The following is a 2,729-nucleotide window of genomic DNA, read 5'->3' as shown; positions in this document are numbered from 1 at the left end:
CATTGAAATCTGCGATGATGACTATGCCGGTATCCGCACCGGCGGGCGCGTGCTGGCGGTAAACAGCCAGACCCGGACGCTGACGCTCGACCGTGAAATCACGCTGCCATCCTCCGGTACCACGCTGATAAGCCTGGTTGACGGTCAGGGTAATCCGGTCAGCGTGGAGGTTCAGTCCGTCACCGACGGCGTGAAGGTAAAAGTGAGCCGGGTTCCTGACGGTGTTGCTGAATACAGCGTGTGGGGGCTGAAGCTGCCGACGCTGCGCCAGCGCCTGTTCCGCTGCGTGAGTATCCGTGAGAACGACGACGGCACGTATGCCATCACTGCCGTGCAGCATGTGCCGGAAAAAGAGGCCATCGTGGATAACGGGGCGCACTTTGACGGCGACCAGAGCGGCACGGTAAATGGTGTCACGCCGCCAGCGGTGCAGCACCTGACCGCCGAAGTCACCGCAGACAGCGGGGAATACCAGGTGCTGGCGCGCTGGGACACGCCGAAGGTGGTGAAGGGCGTGAGCTTCCTGCTTCGCCTGACCGTGGCAGCAGACGACGGCAGTGAGCGGCTGGTCAGCACGGCCCGGACGACGGAAACCACATACCGCTTCACGCAACTGGCGCCAGGGAACTACAGGCTGACAGTCCGGGCGGTAAATGCGTGGGGGCAGCAGGGCGATCCGGCATCGGTATCGTTCCGGATTGCCGCACCGGCAGCACCGTCGCGGATTGAGCTGACGCCGGGCTATTTTCAGATAACCGCAACGCCGCATCTTGCCGTTTATGATCCGACGGTACAGTTTGAGTTCTGGTTCTCGGAAAAGCGGATTGCGGATATCAGGCAGGTTGAAACCACAGCCCGCTATCTTGGTACGGCGCTGTACTGGATAGCTGCCAGTATCAATATCAAACCGGGCCATGATTATTACTTTTATATCCGCAGTGTGAACACCGTTGGCAAATCGGCATTCGTGGAGGCTGTTGGTCAGCCGAGTGATGATGCATCCGGTTATCTGGATTTTTTCAAAGGCGAGATAGGGAAAACCCATCTGGCTCAGGAGCTGTGGACGCAGATTGATAACGGTCAGCTTGCGCCTGACCTGGCTGAAATCAGGACGTCCATTACGGATGTCAGCAATGAAATCACGCAGACCGTCAATAAGAAACTGGAAGACCAGAGTGCAGCGATCCAGCAGATACAGAAGGTTCAGGTTGATACAAATAATAATCTGAACAGCATGTGGGCTGTGAAGCTGCAGCAGATGCAGGACGGACGCCTTTATATCGCGGGTATCGGTGCCGGTATTGAGAACACCCCCGACGGCATGCAGAGTCAGGTGCTGCTGGCGGCAGACAGGATTGCGATGATTAATCCTGCAAATGGCAACACAAAACCGATGTTTGTTGGTCAGGGTGATCAGATATTCATGAATGACGTGTTCCTGAAACGCCTGACGGCTCCCACCATTACCAGCGGTGGAAATCCGCCGGCATTTTCCCTGACACCGGACGGAAAGCTGACCGCTAAAAATGCGGATATCAGTGGCAGTGTGAATGCGAACGCCGGGACGCTCAACAATGTCACGGTAAATGAAAACTGTACGATTAAGGGCATGCTGGAGGCGACTCAGGTCAGAGGTGACTTCGTTAAAGCTGTATCCAAATCATTCCCGAAACAGGCTGGTACGTGGGGTAATACGGAAACACCAAACGGGACGGTTACAGTCACCATCAGCGATGATCATAACTTTGACCGTCAAATCATTATTCCGCCCATTATCTTTAACGGAATAGCGTATAGCGATCCGGGAAGTGGTAATAACCCGGGAGGTACAAGATACACGGGTTATGGTTTTGAAGTTCGCAAAAACGGCGTATTAATCGCATCCAGAGAAACTAAAGGGGCCATTCCCGGTAGTTACAGTGCAGTTATTGATATGCCGAGTGGCAGGGGAAGCGTCACTCTGGAGTTTAAGATTTTCCAGAAAGGCAATCAGGGGGCAGGCAATATCACCGACTGTACGGTGATTGTGACCAAAAAAGCCGCTTCCGGCATCAGTATTCGTTGAAATATTTATAACCCCAATAAAGGGCGTCAGGAATGACGCCTTTTTTATTGCAGAAAAGCGAGAGGTAATTATGCGTAAAGTTTGTGCAGCAATTTTGTCCGCAGCCATTTGTCTGGCCGTATCCGGTGCGCCTGCATGGGCGTCTGAACATCAGTCCACGCTGAGCGCGGGGTATCTTCATGCCTCGACGAACGTCCCCGGCAGTGATGATCTGAACGGGATTAACGTGAAATACCGTTATGAGTTTACGGACACACTGGGGCTGGTGACGTCATTCAGCTATGCAGGAGACAAGAATCGCCAGCTGACCCGTTACAGCGATACCCGCTGGCATGAAGATTCCGTTCGTAACCGCTGGTTCAGCGTAATGGCGGGGCCGTCTGTGCGCGTGAATGAATGGTTCAGCGCGTATGCGATGGCGGGTGTGGCTTACAGCCGTGTGTCGACTTTCTCCGGGGATTATCTCCGCGTAACTGACAACAAGGGGAAAAAGCACGATGTGCTGACCGGAAGTGATGACGGTCGCCACAGCAACACGTCTCTGGCGTGGGGGGCTGGCGTGCAGTTTAACCCGACCGAATCCGTGGCCGTTGACGTCGCTTATGAAGGCTCCGGCAGCGGTGACTGGCGTACCAACAGTTTCATCGTTGGTGTCGGTTATAAA

At 54.5% G+C, this 2,729-nt stretch carries 2 protein-coding genes; both read left to right on the top strand.

Annotated elements, in window-relative coordinates; genetic code table 11:
* On the top strand, positions 1-2,065 hold a 2,065-nt coding region (locus ACJHWT_RS25205), incomplete at its 5' end, for a phage tail tip protein (RefSeq protein WP_410232382.1).
* A gap of 70 nt (positions 2,066-2,135) precedes the next feature.
* Positions 2,136-2,729, top strand: a 594-nt coding sequence (locus tag ACJHWT_RS25200) for an Ail/Lom family outer membrane beta-barrel protein (protein WP_368463070.1), incomplete at its 3' end; no start/stop codon positions are given.

The sequence above is a fragment of the Escherichia sp. WS338 genome (genome assembly GCF_046486405.1).
Taxonomy (GTDB): domain Bacteria; phylum Pseudomonadota; class Gammaproteobacteria; order Enterobacterales; family Enterobacteriaceae; genus Escherichia; species Escherichia coli.
The sequence above is the reverse complement of the archived record's forward strand: the minus strand, read 5'-3'. Positions and strand labels throughout refer to the sequence as shown.